13 protein-coding genes, 1 pseudogene and 1 riboswitch are annotated in these 15,087 nt (G+C 70.7%); of the genes and pseudogenes, 7 read left to right on the top strand and 7 right to left on the bottom strand.

Going from position 1 to position 15,087, the window contains the following annotated elements; genetic code table 11:
- Positions 1-34: 34 nt before the first annotated feature.
- Complete coding sequence (locus ACQEV8_RS31795) at positions 35-1,474, bottom strand: gamma-aminobutyraldehyde dehydrogenase (RefSeq protein ID WP_432967019.1); 1,440 nt, start codon at positions 1,472-1,474, stop codon at positions 35-37.
- Positions 1,475-1,638: 164 nt separating this feature from the next.
- Between ACQEV8_RS31795 and ACQEV8_RS31790 the strand changes: the two genes are divergently transcribed.
- From ACQEV8_RS31790 to ACQEV8_RS31760, 7 genes and pseudogenes are all read left to right on the top strand, one after another.
- Positions 1,639-2,178 carry an Lrp/AsnC family transcriptional regulator gene (locus ACQEV8_RS31790; protein ID WP_432967017.1) on the top strand — a complete coding sequence of 180 codons (540 nt, stop codon included), beginning with the start codon at positions 1,639-1,641 and terminating at the stop codon, positions 2,176-2,178.
- 13 nt (positions 2,179-2,191) lie between these two features.
- The gene (locus tag ACQEV8_RS31785; protein WP_432973147.1) at positions 2,192-3,559 is read left to right on the top strand and encodes an aspartate aminotransferase family protein; all 1,368 of its coding nucleotides are present in this window, start codon (positions 2,192-2,194) and stop codon (positions 3,557-3,559) included.
- Between the two features lie 204 nt (positions 3,560-3,763).
- Positions 3,764-4,513 carry an ABC transporter ATP-binding protein gene (locus ACQEV8_RS31780; protein WP_432967015.1) on the top strand — a complete coding sequence of 250 codons (750 nt, stop codon included), beginning with the start codon at positions 3,764-3,766 and terminating at the stop codon, positions 4,511-4,513.
- Positions 4,495-5,964 carry a hypothetical protein gene (locus ACQEV8_RS31775; RefSeq protein ID WP_432967013.1) on the top strand — a complete coding sequence of 490 codons (1,470 nt, stop codon included), beginning with the start codon at positions 4,495-4,497 and terminating at the stop codon, positions 5,962-5,964. The genes ACQEV8_RS31780 and ACQEV8_RS31775 overlap by 19 nt, the downstream gene beginning before the upstream one ends.
- A 124-nt stretch (positions 5,965-6,088) precedes the next feature.
- Positions 6,089-6,496 carry a VOC family protein gene (locus ACQEV8_RS31770; RefSeq protein WP_432967011.1) on the top strand — a complete coding sequence of 136 codons (408 nt, stop codon included), beginning with the start codon at positions 6,089-6,091 and terminating at the stop codon, positions 6,494-6,496.
- A gap of 24 nt (positions 6,497-6,520) precedes the next feature.
- Complete coding sequence (locus ACQEV8_RS31765; protein ID WP_432967009.1) at positions 6,521-7,642, top strand: LOG family protein; 1,122 nt, start codon at positions 6,521-6,523, stop codon at positions 7,640-7,642.
- 146 nt (positions 7,643-7,788) lie between these two features.
- Positions 7,789-8,477, top strand: a pseudogene (locus tag ACQEV8_RS31760) (LAETG motif-containing sortase-dependent surface protein).
- Between the two features lie 58 nt (positions 8,478-8,535).
- On the opposite strand, the gene ACQEV8_RS31755 reads toward ACQEV8_RS31760, so the two are convergent.
- The 6 genes from ACQEV8_RS31755 to ACQEV8_RS31730 all read right to left on the bottom strand — a co-directional run bounded on the left by ACQEV8_RS31755 (position 8,536) and on the right by ACQEV8_RS31730 (position 15,019).
- Complete coding sequence (locus tag ACQEV8_RS31755) at positions 8,536-9,375, bottom strand: maleylpyruvate isomerase family mycothiol-dependent enzyme (RefSeq protein WP_432967007.1); 840 nt, start codon at positions 9,373-9,375, stop codon at positions 8,536-8,538.
- Positions 9,376-9,399: 24 nt separating this feature from the next.
- Positions 9,400-10,419 carry an ABC transporter ATP-binding protein gene (locus tag ACQEV8_RS31750; protein ID WP_432967005.1) on the bottom strand — a complete coding sequence of 340 codons (1,020 nt, stop codon included), beginning with the start codon at positions 10,417-10,419 and terminating at the stop codon, positions 9,400-9,402.
- On the bottom strand, positions 10,419-12,101 hold the full coding sequence (locus ACQEV8_RS31745) for an ABC transporter permease (RefSeq protein WP_432967003.1): 1,683 nt from the start codon (positions 12,099-12,101) through the stop codon (positions 10,419-10,421). Before ACQEV8_RS31745 ends, ACQEV8_RS31750 begins: the two co-directional genes overlap by 1 nt.
- The gene (locus ACQEV8_RS31740) at positions 12,077-13,114 is read right to left on the bottom strand and encodes a thiamine ABC transporter substrate-binding protein (RefSeq protein WP_432973144.1); all 1,038 of its coding nucleotides are present in this window, start codon (positions 13,112-13,114) and stop codon (positions 12,077-12,079) included. The genes ACQEV8_RS31745 and ACQEV8_RS31740 overlap by 25 nt, the downstream gene beginning before the upstream one ends.
- Positions 13,115-13,238: 124 nt before the next feature.
- Positions 13,239-13,345, bottom strand: a riboswitch (TPP riboswitch).
- 39 nt (positions 13,346-13,384) lie between these two features.
- Complete coding sequence (gene rlmN / locus ACQEV8_RS31735) at positions 13,385-14,491, bottom strand: 23S rRNA (adenine(2503)-C(2))-methyltransferase RlmN (protein ID WP_432967001.1); 1,107 nt, start codon at positions 14,489-14,491, stop codon at positions 13,385-13,387.
- 78 nt (positions 14,492-14,569) lie between these two features.
- Positions 14,570-15,019: an SRPBCC family protein gene (locus ACQEV8_RS31730; RefSeq protein WP_432966999.1), complete on the bottom strand. Its 450-nt coding sequence runs from the start codon at positions 15,017-15,019 to the stop codon at positions 14,570-14,572.
- Between the last annotated feature and the right edge of the window lie 68 nt (positions 15,020-15,087).

Here is a 15,087-nt window from a genome sequence, read left to right as displayed (position 1 = left end):
CCAACCGTCCGGGGCCGTCGAGCCTGACCGGTGACTACGCGTCCAGCGACGTCATCACGTGCTTGATCCGCGTGTAGTCGTCGAAGCCGTACGACGAGAGGTCCTTGCCGTAGCCGGACTTCTTGAAGCCGCCGTGCGGCATCTCGGCGACCAGCGGGATGTGGGTGTTGATCCACACGCAGCCGAAGTCGAGCTTCTTGGACATGCGCATGGCGCGGCCGTGGTCCTTGGTCCACACGGAGGAGGCGAGCGCGTACTCAACGCCGTTGGCCCACGTCACGGCCTGCTCCTCGTCGGAGAAGGACTGGACGGTGATGACCGGGCCGAAGACCTCCTGCTGGATGATCTCGTCGGTCTGCTTCAGGCCCGACACGACGGTCGGCGCGTAGAAGTAGCCCTTGTCGCCGACGCGCTTGCCGCCGGCCTCCACGCGCGCGTGCGCGGGCAGCCGGTCGATGAAGCCCTCGACCTGCTTGAGCTGGTTGGGGTTGTTGAGCGGGCCGAACAGCACGTCCTCGTCGTCCGGCTGCCCGGTCTTCGTCTCGGACGCGGCCTTGGCCAGCGCGGAGACGAACTCGTCGTGGATGGACTCGTGGACGAGCACGCGCGTGGCGGCCGTACAGTCCTGGCCCGCGTTGAAGTAGCCCGCGACGGAGATGTCCTCGACGGCCTTGGCGATGTCGGTGTCCTCGAAGACCACGACGGGCGCCTTGCCGCCCAGCTCCAGGTGGACGCGCTTGACGTCCTTGGAGGCGGACTCGGCGACCTGGATGCCGGCGCGCACCGAGCCGGTGATGGAGGCCATCGCGGGGGTGTCGTGCTCGACCATCAGGCGGCCGGTGTCGCGGTCGCCGCAGATGACGTTGAAGACGCCCTTGGGGACGATCGAGCCGATGATCTCGGCCATCAGGGCCGTCGAGGCCGGGGTGGTGTCCGACGGCTTCAGGACGACGGTGTTGCCCGCCGCGAGCGCCGGGGCGAACTTCCACACGGCCATCATCATCGGGTAGTTCCACGGCGCGACCTGTGCGCAGACACCGACCGGCTCGCGGCGGACGATGGAGGTCAGGCCCTCCATGTACTCGCCGGCCGAGCGGCCCTCCAGCATCCGCGCCGCGCCCGCGAAGAAGCGGATCTGGTCGACCATCGGCGGGATCTCCTCGGAGCGGGTCAGCCCGATGGGCTTGCCCGTGTTCTCCACCTCGGCCGCGATCAGCTCCTCGGCGCGCTCCTCGAAGGCGTCCGCGATCTTCAGCAGTGCCTTCTGGCGCTCGGCGGGCGTGGTGTCGCGCCAGCCGGGGAAGGCCTCGGCGGCCGCCGCCATCGCGGCGTCCACGTCCGCCTGCCCGGACAGCGGAGCGGTCGCGTACGCCTCACCCGTCGCGGGATTGACCACCTCGGTGGTCCGTCCGTCGGCGGCGTCCCGGAACTCACCGCCGATGTAATTGCGCAGACGACGAAGCTCGGTGCTCACTGCCGGCCCTCCAGTTCGGATGTCCAGTACTTGAGACACCCACCCTAGTCGCCAGGTCCACGTTTTCAACACCCCCACTCCCTTCATTCGTGCGGAATCCGCAGGCTTCGGCAAGCAAAACAACGGATTTCATCGATCACGCCTTGCGGAAGTGACGAGACCTCGTGCACAGTGAGCTCGTGGCCAGTCGAAGCGCAGAGCAGAAGGGGCCGCGGGAACTCCGCGAGTCCTCCCGCGAGTCCAGGAACGGCAGCTCGCCCCAGCTGGACGCCGTCTCCCTCGCCATCATCGAACAGCTCCAGGAGGACGGCCGCCGGCCGTACGCCGCCATCGGCAAGGCCGTCGGCCTCTCCGAGGCGGCCGTGCGCCAGCGCGTCCAGAAGCTGCTCGACCAGGGCGTGATGCAGATCGTCGCCGTCACGGACCCGCTCACCGTGGGCTTCCGCAGACAGGCGATGGTCGGCGTCAACGTCGAGGGCGACGTGGAGTCGGTCGCGGACGCGCTGACGGCCATGCCCGAATGCGAGTACGTGGTGATGACCGCCGGCTCCTTCGACCTGATGGTGGAGATCGTCTGCGAGGACGACGACCACCTCCTCGAGGTCATCAACAAACGCATACGGGCCGTGCCCGGTGTGCGCTCGACGGAGAGCTTCGTCTACCTGAAGCTCAAGAAGCAGACCTACATGTGGGGAACCCGATAACCGTGAGGACCCGATAGCCGTGAGCAAGGACCTCTCCCAGTCCGCGTACGACCACCTGTGGATGCACTTCACGCGCATGTCGTCGTACGAGAAGGCCCCCGTCCCCACCATCGTCCGGGGCGAGGGCACCTACATCTACGACGACCAGGGAAAGCGCTACCTGGACGGTCTCGCCGGCCTGTTCGTGGTGCAGGCCGGGCACGGCCGTGTCGAGCTCGCCGAGACCGCCTTCAAGCAGGCGCAGGAGCTGGCGTTCTTCCCGGTGTGGTCCTACGCCCACCCCAAGGCCGTCGAGCTGGCCGAGCGTCTCGCACACCACGCCCCGGGCGACCTGAACAAGGTCTTCTTCACCACCGGCGGCGGCGAGGCCGTCGAGACCGCCTGGAAGCTCGCCAAGCAGTACTTCAAGCTGACCGGCAAGCCCACCAAGCACAAGGTCATCTCCCGCGCGGTCGCCTACCACGGCACCCCCCAGGGCGCCCTGTCCATCACCGGCCTGCCGGCCCTGAAGGCCCCGTTCGAGCCGCTGGTCCCGGGCGCGCACAAGGTCCCGAACACCAACATCTACCGCGCCCCGCTCTTCGGCGACGACCCGGAGGCCTTCGGCCGCTGGGCCGCCGACCAGATCGAGCAGCAGATCCTCTTCGAGGGCCCGGACACGGTCGCCGCGGTCTTCCTGGAGCCGGTGCAGAACGCGGGCGGCTGCTTCCCGCCCCCGCCCGGCTACTTCCAGCGCGTCCGCGAGATCTGCGACCAGTACGACGTACTGCTCGTGTCCGACGAGGTCATCTGCGCCTTCGGCCGACTGGGCACGATCTTCGCCTGCGACAAGTTCGACTACGTCCCGGACATGATCACCTGCGCCAAGGGCATGACCTCGGGCTACTCCCCGATCGGCGCCTGCGTCATCTCCGACCGCCTGGCCGAGCCGTTCTACAAGGGCGACAACACCTTCCTGCACGGCTACACCTTCGGCGGCCACCCGGTCTCCGCGGCCGTGGGCCTCGCCAACCTCGACCTGTTCGAGCGCGAGAACCTCCCCCAGCACGTCCTCGACAACGAGGGCGCGTTCCGCTCCACCCTGGAGAAGCTCCACGACCTGCCGATCGTCGGCGACGTCCGCGGCAACGGCTTCTTCTACGGCATCGAGCTGGTCAAGGACAAGAACACCAAGGAGTCCTTCGACGACGAGGAGACCGAGCGCGTCCTGTACGGCTTCCTCTCCAAGGCGCTGTACGACAACGGCCTGTACTGCCGCGCCGACGACCGCGGCGACCCGGTCGTCCAGCTCGCCCCGCCGCTGATCTCCGACCAGTCGACGTTCGACGAGATCGAGCAGATCCTGCGGGCCACCCTCACGGAGGCCTGGACGAAGCTCTGAGCGTCGTCGCTCCGATCGTCTGATCGGACGATCAACACCAGCCCCGGTGCCGCCCGTTCGAGTGAGAAACGGCGGCCCGGGGCCGCGTGCTGTCCGGCGTCCAGCCCCTTGATGCCTAGCGTGCCCAGTGACTGATCGGCCCCGCCTTCGTTCCCCCGCACGGGGGATGGCACGGGAACTACGGATCTGAACCGAGGTGTACGCATGGAGGCCCCGCCGGACAACGACGTGCTCTGGGCACGCGCCCTGCACTTCCAGCACCACGACGGCTCGCCCGCGCTCTGCGGCGTCTCCCTCGGCGTCCGGGAGAGCGAGATCCTCGCCGTCAGCGGCCCGCGCGGCAGCGGCAAGACGACCCTGCTGCGGTGCCTGTCCGGTCTGGCGCCCGTCCGGCGCGGCGAGGTCTGGTTCAACAGCGTGCCCGTGCACACCATGGGCGCCCTCACCCGGGAGCGGCTGCGCCGCGACCGCTTCGGCTGGATCGACCCGGTCCCCTCGCTGGTGCCGGAACTCAACGCCTGGGAGAACGCCGCCCTGCCGCTGATGCTGCGCGGCACCAGCCGGCACCGCGCCAAGCGAGCGGCCCTGGAGTGGCTGGAGCGCCTGGACATCGGCGACGGCGCCCGCAAGCGCCCGCACCAGCTGAAGCAGGCCGAGCGCCAGCGGGTGTGCATCGCCCGCGCCCTCGCCCCGTCGCCCTCGGTCCTGTTCGCCGACGAGCCGACAGCGCCCCTGCACCGCGCCGACCGCGCCCACGCGCTGCGCACCCTCACCACGGCGGCCCGCTCGCACGGCATCACGGTCGTCCTGGCCACCCACGACCCGGACACCGCGGCCCTCGCCGACCGCACGGTCTTCCTGCTCGACGGGCGGCGCGTGCGGACCGTGCACCTGCCGCCGGTCGCGGAGACCACCGAGCCGGAAGGCCGGGCGGCGTGCTCGCTCTCCGTCTGACCCGCGCCGCCCACCCCGCCGTCCAGCTGCGCCGCCTGCTGGTCGCGACGGCCTCCGCGGGCACGAACTTCCTGCTGCTCTGCGCCCTGGGCTACGCGCTGGGCCACCCCGGCGACCCCGGCGCCGCCCTGCTGCGCCTGGCCTGGTGCGCGGCACCCCTCGCCGCCACGGTGTACTTCGCCCTCGCGGTGGCCCGCGCCGACCCCGGCACCAAGCCCCGCACCGGCCTCTCCGCGATCGGCCTCGGCCCAGTGCGCCTGATGGCCGTCTCGGCGACGACGACGGCCCTGTCCTGCACCCTGGGCTCGATGCTGGCCCTGCTGCTCTTCCTGCACCTGCGGGGCGATCTGACGGGTATGCCGTTCGACGGCGCGGCGGCCGAGGCCCTCGCGGCGGACCAGCCACTGCCGCTGCCGGGGGCCCTGACGCTGCTGACGCTCGTGCCCGGGGGCGCGTCGCTCGCGGTGGTGCTGGCGCTGCGGCCCAGGGAGCAGAAGGCGGCCGCGGCGGCCCGGGTGGTGTACGGCCGCTTCGGCGCGTACCGGCGCACCAGCCCGCTCGACTCCTTCGGGGCGTACGGCCGCTTCGGCCGGCAGATCAACCGGCCCGGGGGCGCTCCCGCCGGGCAGCAGAGCACGCCCCCACCGGCTCGGACGAGTGAACCGGCCTCGGCGGCGGCAGTCGGGGACCCCGGGATCGCGGTGAGCGTTGTGAGCGCGGTGAGCACGATCGAGGAACCCGCTCAGCCGTCCGTCCGGCACGCCGCGGCACCGGACACCGCCGACACCACCAACGCCGCCGCGGCCTCCGCGGCGGTGCTGCCGGACGCCGTCACGGCCGACGGTGCCCCCACCGCCGCCCCCTCCGGCCTCCCTTGGGGCACCACCGTCCTGGCCGCGGGGCTCGCCATGGAGACCTACGCGAGCCGTACCGCCCCCAGGGCGCCCGACCTCACCTTCTCCGGCGCCTCCCCCGGCGTCATGGCGGGCTGGACGCTGGCCGCCGTCGGCCTGGCCCTGGCCGGTCCCGGTCTGACCCACCTGTGCGGCCGGCTGCTCCAGTCGGCCCGCCCCGGCGCCCTGCGGCTGCTGGCCGGCCGCATCCTCATGACGGAGGCCACCCGCATCGGCCGCCCCCTGGGCGTGGTCTGCGCGGTGCTGTCGGCCACCTACGCGATGGTGCTGCTGCACGCCCCGGACGGACTGTCGCTCGGTCCGCTCACCCTCCTCGGCGTGCTCCTCGTGACCGGCTGCACCGTGGCGACGCTCCTGACGGCGGCCGTCGAGGCCCGGCAGGCCCGCGCCGACACCACCTCCGCGCTGCTGCGGCTGGGTGCCCCCGCGACCATGCTGCGCAGTGCCGCGGCCCTGCGCGCGGGCGCGCTGCTCGCCCTGTTCGCCCCGCTCACCCTGACGGTCGCGGAGCTGGCGGCGCTGCCGCTGGCGCGCTGAGGGCCCGTCCGAGAACTCGTACGAAAAAAATCTCCGGACCGCGATGAGTTCCGCGCGGGCCCGCGGTCTATCCCCGCGTAACGACACGGACCCGATAGCACGGCCCCGATGGGAGAGACCGCACATGTACCAGCAGATGATCTTCGTGAACCTGTGTGTCAGCGACGTCGCCGCCTCGAAGAAGTTCTTCTCGGAGCTCGGCTACACGATCAACGAGCAGTTCAGCGACGACACCACCGCCTCGGTCGTGATCAGCGAGACCATCGTCGTGATGGTGCACACCGAGGAGAAGTACCGGCAGTTCACGAAGAAGGAGATCGCGGACTCGAAGACGACCAGCGAGGTGCTGATCGCGCTGAGCGCCGAGAGCCGCGAGAAGGTGGACGAGCTGGTCGGGAAGGCTGTCGCGGCCGGCGGCTCCGTCTCCGGCGAGACCCAGGACCACGGTTTCATGTACGGCCGTGCCTTCGACGACCCGGACGGCCACACCTTCGAGGTCATCTGGATGGACCCCGCGGCCGTCCAGGGCTGAGACGCGCTGTGCCAGCATGGGCGGGTGCAGACGATGCCCGCCCATGCGGCCCACCATGACGACCGTGAGATCGAGACGCTCGAGGAGTTCGACGCGACCGTCTCGGCGCGCGGCACACTCGCCGGTCACCGCGTCCAGGCCGTCGACCTGACGGACCGTACGCGCGAACTCCTCACCACGGACACGGCGGGCGCGATCTTCCTCGGCTGCGCGATGCGCGAGGACGCGGCCGCGAAGATACGCGCGGACGGCGCCCTGGTCTTCCCGCCCGTCCCGGATCTGCCCTTCGATCCGTACCGCGGCCTGGTCTACTCGCCGGACGAGCTCTTCGCCTCCCTGCCGGACGGCTACGAGGCCACGCCCGACGCCCGCGCCTACGCCTGGTTCCAGCGCACGAAGGCCGACGGCGACATCTACGCGTCCATGCTGCGCGCGGTCCACGACGACTCCGTCTCGGACGCGCTCGACGAACTCCTGTCCGGTGCCCGGGTCGTGGGCGTGATGGGCGGCCACGCCATGGCCCGGGGCACCGAGGAGTACGCGGGAGCGGCGCGGCTCGGCCGCGAACTGGCCCGCGCCGGTTTCACGGTCGCCACCGGCGGCGGCCCGGGCGCGATGGAGGCGGCCAACCTCGGCGCGTACGCGGCCCCGTTCGACGACGAGATGCTCACCGAGTCGCTCGAACTGCTCGGCAAGGCGCCGCACTTCACTCCCTCGATCACCCAGTGGGCCTCGGCCGCCTTCGAGATACGCGCCCGCTGGCCGCAGGGCGGCCGCTCCGTCGGCATCCCGACCTGGTTCTACGGCCACGAGCCGCCGAACGCCTTCGCCTCGCACATCGCCAAGTACTTCGCCAACGCCACCCGCGAGGACGGCCTGCTGGCCCGGTCGACCGCGGGTGTGGTGTTCCTGCCGGGCGCCGCCGGAACCGTACAGGAGATCTTCGACAACGCGACGCCGAACTACTATGAGTCGCGCGGCGAGCCGACGCCCATGGTGCTCGTGAACCGCGCGCACTGGACGGAGAAGCTGCCGACGTGGCCGCTGCTCCAGTCGCTGGCCAGGGGGCGTTCGATGGAGGCGCGGATCGCGCTGGTCGAGCGGATCGAGGAGGCGCCGGAGGCGTTGAAACGCCTCGGCGGTTAATAAGCAGGCAAAGCAAGTGCTTGCAAGCTGCATATGCGTTGACACTACTTATGCGGCGCTTATAGACCTGTGAGTCTCCAGGTAGTGCTGATGTTCCGTCACCACTGCCTCAGCCCCCGCTTGAACACATCCTGTAAAGGACAAACGTGGCAGTTCTGTCCGTATCCCGCCGCGCACGTGCCGTGCGCATCCTCGGTGTCGTATCCGCCTCGGCCGCGCTCGCGCTCGGTACCGCCGGCAACGCGCTCGCCTGCAACATCAACGAGTTCTCCGCCGAGGCGAAGTGTGACGGCGACAAGGGCGTCATCACCGTCACCGACGTGGACCCCGCCGGCATCAAGGCGACCGTCACCGTGTACCTGCAGAACAACGGTGCCGACGCGAAGAAGGTCGGCGAGCAGGAGGTCAAGGGCTCGCGCGAAGGCACCACCATCACCTTCGCCGAGGACTGGAAGCCCAACGCGGAGTACCGCATCCACGTGAAGGCCACTCCGTACGTCGACGAGGACATCAAGCCGAACCTCGTCACCCCGGCCACGGCCTGCAAGAAGGAGGAGGAGCCCCCGGCTTCGACTCCCCCGGCCACGCCGACCCCGTCGGCCTCCCCTCGAAGCCGGCCGAGGAGACCGACACCCCGGCTCCGACGCCGTCGGAGAGCGAGAGCACCACGCCGGCGGGCAACGCGCCCGGCCCGGCCGGTGACTCCAACCTCGCCGAGACCGGCGCCAACTCCAACACCGGCATCATCGCCGGCATCGCGGCGGCCCTGGTCGTCGTCGGTGGTGGCGCGGTGTTCTTCGGCATGCGCCGTCGTGGGGCGAACAGCGACAGCTGACGCCCGCGCGTCCGTGCACGGTGGTGGCCCGTCCCCTTCACGGGGGCGGGCCACCGCCCTATCCGAACGACGCCCGCTCCAGCCAGAACTCCAGCACCTCCCGCTCCCCCAGCACCTCCAGCTCAGGAGCGTCCAGCGGCAGCCGCCGGTAGAACGCGAGCAGGACGGACGTCAGCGGCCCGCGCAGGGCGACCGTGGTCTTCTCGTGGCCCCGGCGCCAGGTGACACCGTCCTCGGTGAGCACGATCAGCCTCCCCCACCCTTCGGGCGGGGGGACCCCCGTCTCGCTGCGCTCGGCGTTCACCTCGGGCCCGGTGTCGGTGGCGTGCAGGTGGATGCTGCGGCCCGGGCCGCGCAGTTCCCTCGCCGCGATGTCGTGCGGGTCCGTCCGCTGTACGTACTCCACGATCTGCAGCCACTCGTCGATCGCGTCGGCGGCGACGTCGGGCGCGACCTCGTAGGGCAGCCCGGCGGCGAGCGTGGCGTCCGCGCGGTGCACGGTGATCTCGTGCGTCATCCGGCGGGCCCAGAACCCGGCGTTGAGGATCCCCGCCCAGCCCCACACCTTCGCGTCCGGCCCGGCCTCCCGCAGCGCGGCGACGACCTGCTCGCCCGCCTCCCCCAGCCACACGTCCAGCGCGGCGGCGTCACCCCGGACCTCGGGCCCTTCGGCATCCGGCACCTGCTCCTCGGGCACCTCTTCCTGGGCCCGGGTCCGCACCATGAGCTCCACCCAGCGCAGGGCGCCGCCCGTGTGCCGGACCAGCTCCTCCAGCGACCATTCCGGGCAGGTCGGCACGGTGGCGGCCAAGTCCGTCCCGGAGGTCACCACCGACCTCAACAGGGCGACCTGGTGGGCGATTTCGTCGCAGTAGCGGTCGTGCGCGAGGAGGGTCATGCCCGCACCATAGGCGGGCGGCGATCAGTCGAGCACGGCGATTTCCGCCGCGTCGAACTCCACCCCGGCCTCGTCCCCGACCTCGGGCGCCGCCCGCAGCGCGCACGCCGCCTCCAGGTGCGGGGCACCCTCGGGCTGGAGGCGGACGGCGACGTGGGTGCCTTTGAAGGTGCGGGCGGTCACCGTGCAGCGCAGCCCCTCGCCCGCGGGCACCAGACGTACGCCGGCGGGCCGCACCAGGAGGGTCCGTGTGCCCTGCGGTGCGCCCTCCGGCACCGGAACCTTGCCCCACGGCGTGTCCGCGGCCTCCGCACCCACCGTCGCCTCGACGACGTTCTCGAAGCCGAGGAAGCGGGCCACGAACGCGTCGGCCGGCCGCTGCCACACCTGAAGCGGCGTACCGGACTGGGCAATCCGCCCGTCCCGCATCACGACGACCCGGTCGGCCAGTGCGAATGCCTCCCCCTGGTCGTGCGTCACGGCGAGCACGGTCGTGCCCAACCGGCCGAACAGCTCGCGCAGTTCCACGACCAGCCGTTCCCTCAGCGACCGGTCGAGCTGCCCCAGCGGCTCGTCCAGCATCAGCAGCCTGGGGCTCGGCGCCAGGGCCCGGGCCAGCGCCACCCGCTGCTGCTCCCCGCCGGACAGCACGGCGACGGCCCGGCGGTCCGCGCCGGGCAGCCCGACGAGGTTCAGCAACTCCCTTACCTGCTCGACCTGTTGCCGTTTGGACGCCCCGTGCATCCGCAGTCCGAAGGCGACATTGCCGCCCACGTCCCGCTGTGGGAAAAGCTGGTGGTCCTGGAACATCAGCCCGACCCCGCGTCGGTGCGCGGGCACGCCCGCCTGGTCGCGTCCGTCGAGCGACACCCGCCCGGAGTCGAGCGGCTGCAGCCCGGCCACCGCCCGCAGCAGGGTCGACTTGCCGCTGCCGCTGGGCCCGAGTACGCACACGATCTCGTGCTCGGCGACCTCCAGGTCGACGGCGTCCAGCACGGCCCGCCCGCCGAAGCGGACCGTCGCGCCCTCCAGTGCCAGCAGCATCAGAACTCCCCTGTCCGGTCGGCGGTCCTGAGCCTCTCCAGCACCAGCAGCGCCACGGCGCACACCGCCATCAGAATCGTCGAAAGGGCCATCGCCTGGCCGTAGTTGAGCTCCCCGGGGCGCCCCAGCAGCCGCGCCACGGCCACCGGCAGCGTCGGGTTGTCGGGCCGCGCGATGAACACCGTCGCGCCGAACTCCCCGAGCGACACCGCGAAGGCGAAGCCGGCCGCGATCAGCAGCGCCCGCCGTACCATCGGCAGGTCCACCTCCCGCCACACCCGCCAGGGCGAGGCCCCCAGCACCGAGGCCGCCTCCCGCAGCCGCACGTCCACCGCCCGCAGCACGGGCAGCATGGTCCGCACGACGAACGGCACCCCGACCAGCGCCTGCGCGAGCGGCACCAGGATCCACGAGGACCTCAGGTCCAGCGGCGGCTCGTCGAGGGTGATCAGGAACCCGAAGCCGACGGTCACGGCGGACACCCCGAGCGGCAGCATCAGCAGCGCGTCGAAGCCGCGCACGAACCGCCCGGCGTCCCTGCGGGTGAGTGCGACGGCGGCAAGACCGCCGATCACCACGGCGATGACGGTGGCGGCGAGGGCGTACCCCAGCGAGTTACCGATCGCCTCGATCGGCGCCACCAGGAAGATCCCGCCGTCCGCCCTGGTCAGCGCACGGTAGTAGCCGAAGCCGGGCGCGTCCAGGGACCGCTGGACCAGCACGGCGAGCGGCAGCAGAAGCAGCACGACGACCGTGAGCAGCACCCCGCCCAGCAGCGCCCACTGCCCGGCGCCGCGCGGCCGGCGCGCGGTCACCGACGCGTCCACCAGCCGCAGCGCGGTCTCCCGCCGCCGTACGGTCCAGGCGTGCAGGGCGAGGATCGCGCCCACCGCGACGAACTGGATCAGCGTCAGCACGGCCGCCGTGGACAGGTCGAAGATCTCCGACGTCTGCCGGTAGATCTCCACCTCCAAGGTCGAGAAGGTGGGCCCGCCGAGGATCTGGACGACACCGAAGGAGGTGAAGGTGAACAGGAAGACCATGAGCGCGGCGGCGGCCACGGCCGGGGCGAGAGCCGGGAGCGTCACCTGCCGCCAGGCCTTCGTCGGGGACGCCCCGAGCATCCGCGCGGCCTCCTCCTGCCGCGGGTCCAGCTGCGCCCAGAGCCCGCCGACGGTCCGTACGACGACCGCGTAGTTGAAGAAGACGTGCGCGAGCAGGATCGCCCACACGGTGGTGTCGAGCCGTACGCCCCACAGCTGGTCGAGCAGCCCGCCCCGCCCGACCAGCGCCAGGAACGCCGTACCGACGACGACCGTGGGCAGCACGAACGGGACGGTCACGATCGCCCGCAGGACCTGCTTGCCCCGGAATTCGAAGCGGGCGAAGACGTACGCGCCGGGGAGCGCGATCACCAGGGTGAGCGCGGTGGAGACCAGAGCCTGCCAGGTGGTGAACCACAGGACGTGCCGGACGTCGGACTGCGCCAGCACCTCCCCGATCCGCCCGAACCGCCAGACCCCGTCGACCTTCAGTCCGCGCGCGACGATCGCGGCGACGGGGTAGGCGAAGAAGGCCGCGAAGAACGCGACGGGCAGGGCGAGGAGCCCGAACCGCGCCGCGCTCCCGCGCCGGTCCTTGCGGACGGCCGCATCGGTTACTTCAGTACGAGTGAGGTCCACGACTTGACCCACTGGTCACGGTGGTCGGCGATCTTCGCCGGGTCCATGGTCTCGGGATCCGCGGCCTGCGGCCCGAACTTCACGAACTCCGGCGGCACCTGGGCGCCCTCGCGCACCGGGTACACGAACATGTTGAGCGGCATGTCCTCCTGGAACCGCTCGCTGACCAGGAAGTCCAGGAACGCCTTGCCGCCCTTGGTGTTCTTCGCGCCGCTCAGCAGCCCGGCGTACTCGACCTGCCGGAAGCAGGTGCCCTCGGCGACCCCGGTCGGTGCCGTGCCCGGCTTGGGGTCGGCGAAGATGACCTCGGCGGGCGGCGAGGAGGCGTACGACACGACGAGCGGCCTCTCGCCCTTGGCCTTCTTGCCGCCGGCCGAGCCGGAGAACTCCTCGTTGTAGGCCTGCTCCCAGCCGTCGACGACCTTCACACCGTTGGCCTTGAGCTTCTTCCAGTAGCCCTCCCAGCCCTCGTCGCCGTACTTCGCGGCGGTGCCGAGCAGGAACCCGAGGCCGGGCGAGGAAGCGGAGGCGTTCTCGGTCACGAGCAGGTTCTTGTACTGGGGCTTGACCAGGTCCTCGAAGCTCTTCGGCGGCTCCAGCTCGTGGTCGGCGAAGTACTTCTTGTCGTAGTTGACGCAGATGTCGCCGGTGTCGACGGGCGTGACCCGGTGCTTGTCCTGGTCGGCTCGGTACTCGGCCTTGATCTGTTCGGAACCCTTCGCCTCGTACGGCTGGAACAGCCCGTTGTCGAGCGCCCGCGAGAGCAGCGTGTTGTCGACGCCGAAGAAGACGTCGCCCTGCGGGTTGTCCTTGGTCAGGATCGCCTTGTTCACGGCCTGCCCGGCGTCGCCGTCCTCCAGGACGTCGACCTTGTAGCCGGACTGCTTCTCGAAGGCGGCGATGACGCCCTTGGACACGGCCCACGAGTCGTGGCTGACGAGGGTCACGGTCTTGGAGTCACCGGACCCCTGGCCGTCACCGGACGACCCGCACGCGGCGAGCGTGCCGGCCATGCCGAGCCCGACGACCACAGCCGTCAGCCGCTTGCTCTTGTTACTCACTGGATTCCTCCTGGATGACCAGGAGAAGACGCGGTCCTGCCCGGGAACTCGGGGGATCCCGGGCAGGACGCAACAGCTCGAGTGATGACCGATCTCCCTACCCAGAATGACCTGGGCCAGGTTCGGAGGGTCTGCGGCCGTGTGCCGCACTCTCAGCGCTGTGGCGCTCCCCTGTCGGAATATGCAGGTGTCGGATATGCAGATGTTCTTACGCCGGTCAGACTACCGTTCGGTGGCCGCGAGCTGACCACACGCCCCGTCGATCTCCTGTCCACGGGTGTCCCGGACCGTCACCGGCACACCATGGGCGGCGATGGCCTCCACGAACGCCTTCTCGTCCTCGGGCCGCGAGGCCGTCCACTTCGACCCGGGCGTCGGGTTCAGCGGGATGAGGTTGACGTGCACGGGCCTGCCCTTGAGCATCCGGCCGAGCCGGTCACCGCGCCAGGCCTGGTCATTGATGTCCCGGATCAAGGCGTACTCGATGGACAGCCGCCGCCCGGACTTGGCGCTGTACTCGAACCCGGCGTCCAGCACCTCGCGGACCTTCCACCGTGTGTTCACGGGGACGAGGGTGTCGCGCAGCTCGTCGTCGGGGGCGTGCAGCGAGATGGCGAGCCGGCACTTGAAGCCCTCGTCGGCGAACCGGTTAATCGCCGGGACGAGACCGACCGTCGAGACGGTGATCCCGCGCTGCGAGAGCCCCACCCCGTCGGGCTCGGGGTCGGTGAGCCGCCGGATGGACCCGATGACCCGGTTGTAGTTGGCGAGCGGCTCGCCCATGCCCATGAAGACGATGTTGCTGAGCCGCGCCGGACCACCGGGAACCTCCCCGTCCCGCAGCGCCCGCATGCCGTCGACGATCTGATGCACGATCTCGGCGGTGGACAGATTCCGGTCCAGACCCGCCTGCCCGGTCGCACAGAACGGGCAGTTCATCCCGCACCCCGCCTGCGAGCTGATGCACATGGTCACCCGGTCCGGATAACGCATCAGCACGGACTCGACGAGCGTCCCGTCGAACAGCCGCCACAGCGTCTTGCGCGTGGTGCCCTGGTCGGTCGACAGATGCCGCACGACACTCATCAGCTCGGGCAGCAACGCCTCCCGCAGCTTCCCGCGAGCACCGGCCGGAATATCGGTCCACTGCTCCGGCTCGTGCGCGTACCGCGCGAAGTAGTGCTGCGAGAGCTGCTTGGCACGAAACGGCTTCTCCCCGACAGCCGCGACGGCCTCCTTGCGCTCGGCAGGAGTGAGATCAGCGAGATGCCGCGGCGGCTTCTTGGCTCCGCGGGGGGCGACGAATGTGAGTTCTCCGGGCTTAGGCATGGCTCAACCAGTGTCGCAGATCGCCGACGGTGGCCCGTGCCCCGCCCGCTCCACCCGCGACACCGGAGGGAATACGCCCTACGCGCCCGCGTGCTCCAGCCGGTCTTTGAGGAGTTGCTCGTTGCGCGGGAGTTCCTTGCGGACCTGGGGGCGCATGACGAGCGGAACCAGGATCTTGCCGACGCCGTGGCTCTCGAAGTCGATCTCGATCGTCACGTGCGAGCGCTGCCCCTCGTCGAACGGCTCGACCTCGCCGTGCACCCGTGCCCGTACGGGGCCGTCGACACCGCGCATGCCCCAGGTGTGGGGCGGGTCGTACTCGACGACCTCCATGGTCATCGGCATCACACGGCGGCCGACGTGCCGGGTGACCCGGAACCGGGAGCCGATACCGAGGGGCCCTTCGTCGAGGCGCTCCGCGGACACGGCGCTCAGCTGCCACTCCGGCATCCGCGGGGTGTCCATGACGTAGTCGTAGACGTCCTCGGGACGCCGGTCGACATCGATGCTCTGTCGAATGATGGACATGATGTCCCCCTTTGCGACCTACACCTGAATCGTCCCACTCGGCGCCCGTCGGTGCCTCCCCGGAGCGA

It is taken from the genome of Streptomyces sp. CA-179760 (assembly GCF_050937045.1).
Classification (GTDB): Bacteria; Actinomycetota; Actinomycetes; order Streptomycetales; family Streptomycetaceae; genus Streptomyces.
The sequence above is the reverse complement of the archived record's forward strand: the minus strand, read 5'-3'. Positions and strand labels throughout refer to the sequence as shown.

Coding starts and splice junctions, on each gene's coding strand:
- ACQEV8_RS31755 (WP_432967007.1), bottom strand. CDS start 9,375: ATGACCCTCCTCGCGCACGACCGCTACTGCGACGAAATCGCCCACCAG.
- ACQEV8_RS31730 (WP_432966999.1), bottom strand. CDS start 15,019: ATGTCCATCATTCGACAGAGCATCGATGTCGACCGGCGTCCCGAGGAC.
- ACQEV8_RS31770 (WP_432967011.1), top strand. CDS start 6,089: ATGTACCAGCAGATGATCTTCGTGAACCTGTGTGTCAGCGACGTCGCC.
- ACQEV8_RS31740 (WP_432973144.1), bottom strand. CDS start 13,114: ATGGCCGGCACGCTCGCCGCGTGCGGGTCGTCCGGTGACGGCCAGGGG.
- ACQEV8_RS31780 (WP_432967015.1), top strand. CDS start 3,764: ATGGAGGCCCCGCCGGACAACGACGTGCTCTGGGCACGCGCCCTGCAC.
- ACQEV8_RS31750 (WP_432967005.1), bottom strand. CDS start 10,419: ATGCTGCTGGCACTGGAGGGCGCGACGGTCCGCTTCGGCGGGCGGGCC.
- rlmN (WP_432967001.1), bottom strand. CDS start 14,491: ATGCCTAAGCCCGGAGAACTCACATTCGTCGCCCCCCGCGGAGCCAAG.